Annotated in this window: 2 protein-coding genes and 1 pseudogene; 2 read left to right on the top strand and 1 reads right to left on the bottom strand. The window is 39.8% G+C overall.

The window, feature by feature from the left end:
• Positions 1-615 precede the first annotated feature (615 nt).
• Positions 616-2,080: pseudogene (locus AFK68_RS05785) on the top strand (iron uptake porin); the annotation flags it as partial.
• A gap of 1 nt (position 2,081) precedes the next feature.
• Positions 2,082-2,420: iron uptake porin (locus AFK68_RS05780; protein WP_143437574.1), on the top strand; the 339-nt coding region annotated here is incomplete at its 5' end.
• Between the two features lie 489 nt (positions 2,421-2,909).
• Here AFK68_RS05780 and AFK68_RS05775 read toward each other — a convergent pair.
• Positions 2,910-3,089, bottom strand: a complete 180-nt coding sequence (locus AFK68_RS05775; RefSeq protein WP_094671955.1) for a hypothetical protein — start codon at positions 3,087-3,089, stop codon at positions 2,910-2,912.
• Positions 3,090-3,598: the final 509 nt, after the last annotated feature.

Raw genomic sequence — 3,598 nt, 5'->3', positions numbered from 1 at the left:
ATTTTTCAGCCAATAGTCAACCCAAAATCCTAACTTTTAAGCTCGCTAGAACGAAAACCTTGTACTTTTTCAAGACCTAAAAATGCTGAAACATTTATCTATAGTAGGGGTGGCTTCCGCGTTAAATTAATTAGGCTTAATATTAAATTTAGATTAACCCGCCCCACCCTGCACCTAAATGACCTAATCCACTATTTTAGCTGTTTCACTTCAGTAGTTATTGCTCTGCTGATTAACTATCAAAGCATTTACAGATAAAGGTTTTAGGCTTTTTAGGTCTGCAAAAAGTACCTAGTTTTCAGCTCTTTATGCACGGTTCCCGAAAAATCAAAAAGTTAGCATTTTAGGCAAGAGTTGAGCAAAAAAAATTACTCCTGTACGGACGCCCTTATGCAACGTCCCTACCCCCGCTCCCCTACTCTGCTGTAAATTCCGAGGCCATTAATATTTTAAACTTGACAATTCCAAATTAAAGAGTTAATAATAAACAGACTCAATAAGTAATTATCCTCTGACAAGCCATGCAAAGCAGTCAGTGTAAGATATTATTTGCTTTTTATCCCTTACTTAAGTAGGGGACAGCACAAACAATTAATAGGTGTGAGTACAAAATTAATGAAAATTATTTTTAATAAAGTTAGAAAATATAGCCCCAGTATTCTCAGTGCCACATTATTTATAGCCAATCCTGCCCAGGCTAACCCCCCAATACAAATCGCCCAGGCATTTCGTCCCCTACCAATGGATGACCCCTCATTAGCAATGCCCAGTGTATCTGAGCTAGAAGCAGAAGAAACAATAGATCAAGTAACTTCTGTTTCCCAATTATCAGACGTGCAGCCTACAGACTGGGCATTCCAAGCATTACAATCATTAGTCGAACGTTATGGTTGTATCGCAGGTTATCCCGACGGCACCTACAAAGGCAACCGCGCCATGACTCGCTTTGAATTTGCTGCCGGATTAAATGCTTGCTTAGATAGAATTACAGAATTAATTGCAGCAGCAACTACTAACCTCGTTACCAGAGAAGACTTAGCTGTATTGCAACGCTTACAAGAAGAATTTGCTGCCGAACTAGCAGCATTGCGCGGTCGTGTAGATTCATTAGAAGCACGCACCGCCGAACTAGAAAGCAACCAATTTTCCACTACCACCAAACTCAATGGAGAAGTTCTGTTTTGGTTAAATGATACCTTCGGGGAAAGAGCAGCAGCCCGTGGAGAATCTTCTGGCAATGACAAAACCGAGACCTCTCTTTCTTATCGTGTTAGGCTAGAGTTTGAGACTAGCTTTACTGGAGAAGATTTGCTCTTCACTCGTCTACAAGCTAATAATCTTAATGAGTTGAGCGAACCAGAACTCACTAATACCTTAATGACTCTTGCCTCTATTGATGAAGGTGATGGTAGTGATGATTTTGGTATTGATTTGATGTTCTATCAGTTTCCCATTGGCGAACGCGCCCAAGCTCTCATCGGTCCTATTGGAGTTGACCTAGATGACGTTTCTGTAGTTTTAACACCCTTTGCAGATGAAGGGGATGGCACTATCTCTAGATTCGGACGACGCGACCCTACCATGTTCCGAGGTCCAGCTAATGCAGGTGTTGGTTTTAGCTACGCATTTAATGACAAGTTTCAAGTAAATGTAGCTTACTTAGCAGACGATCCGGCGAATCCTCAAGAGGGTGCGGGTGCATTCAATGGTGCTTATAGTGCATTAGGTCAACTTGTGATTGAACCATCAGATAGCTTGGCATTTACTCTAGGTTATGTGCGTAAGTATTGGGGTGACGATGGGGTTGATATTACTAATGGTACTGGTAGTTTTAAAGCTCAAGACCCGTTTGATGGAATAGCTACGACTGCTGATAACGTTGGTTTCCAAGCTCATTGGAGAGTTAATGAAAAGGTTGAAGTGGGAGGTTGGTTTGGTTCCACCTGGGCGCGACCTGAAACTGGCAATGATAATGATGATGATGATGTGACTATTATTAATGGAATGTTGTATTTTGCCTTCCCAGACTTATTTAGAGAAGGAAATATGGGTGGTCTAATGGTTGGGGTGCCTCCTATTGNTTTGGTTCCACCTGGGCGCGACCTGAAACTGGCAATGATAATGATGATGATGATGTGACTATTATTAATGGAATGTTGTATTTTGCCTTCCCAGACTTATTTAGAGAAGGAAATATGGGTGGTCTAATGGTTGGGGTGCCTCCTATTGTGACTGATGGGGGTGATGATGATGCCTTGAAGGATGATGATACATCTATACATATAGAGGCAATTTATCGTTTTCAAGTTAATGATAATATCTCTTTGACTCCTGGTTTATTTGTGATTACTAATCCGAATCACGATGATGTTAATGATACTATTTGGGTTAGTACATTCCGGACTCAGTTTAGGTTTTAACTAAAATCGGCGATCGCTAAGATAATTAGGAGCGATCGCCAATTATTGTGATATTATGGTCATCTCAAAAAAAGGACAGGACTTACGCAAATTATTAAATAATACGCTATCTGTAGCGGCGAATGGCTATCTGTAGGTGCGTTTTGCTGCGCGACATATAAAGCGGACCTTTGCGTTAGCACATGGCCATTTCCGTTCCGGAATGCTCCGCAAACGCCCCTACTAGACATGGCGGTTATGCGTAATATCATGTCCGGATGATTAGGTATAAATAAAATATTTCGCGATCGAGAGGATATATTTTAATTTTTCCCCTACTCCTCTACTCCCCTACTCCCCTACTATCTTAAATTATAAGCGTTCAATCGGACANGAGAGGATATATTTTAATTTTTCCCCTACTCCTCTACTCCCCTACTCCCCTACTATCTTAAATTATAAGCGTTCAATCGGACATGGTATAAGTCCTGAAGGATTAATTAACATATTTTAATCTTGAGTTGTCCAATGTGCGGTTAAATTTCCATTTTCATCTTTTAACCAAATCATATGTAAACAACTCTTGGATTGTTTTTTAGATGAATTAGCTGGATTTTCTGCTCTTTTTGCTACTGACTCGGAATTAATGGGATGATTTTCAGTAGTTCTTATATTTTTGTTAAATAGCATGATTCTATATCCTTTTACTATAGAGACTAGGAGCTGAGGGAAAATTAATTAGTATTTCTTTCGACTCCCTATATTTTTATATTGACACTCTCCTTCAGTTATGTATGTGATTTGTGCATCTTTTTTCGGTGTTTAAACGGAGATTAAGTAGTGAGTTAAATTTCTATGTTTTAGTGATTTAAGTCATTAAACCAGTTGGAGCAATAATATTTAGTATAGCAATCCTAAATAGGTTGTGATATAGAATCCGGGTAATTAGTTATCGTATCGCTCTAGGAGTCAGAAGTCGTAGGGGCGTTTGATGTCGCGCAGCGAAACGGCCGTTAGCTTCGCATAACTATCGTTAACGCCCGTACAGGAGTCAGGAGAAAGAAAAGATTTGAATAGCATGAGTTTTTCAATTCCTATTCATGCTTAACATCTGTATTATAGCAGGGAACAGGGAACAGGGAACAGGGAACAGTTGGAAAAGTGTTTCCGTGGTCTTTGATTCATCATCAGTCTATGTC

Origin of the sequence: Hydrocoleum sp. CS-953 (genome assembly GCF_002260545.1) — a bacterium.
Taxonomy (GTDB): domain Bacteria; phylum Cyanobacteriota; class Cyanobacteriia; order Cyanobacteriales; family Microcoleaceae; genus Trichodesmium.
This window is presented reverse-complemented; position numbering and strand designations above follow the sequence as displayed.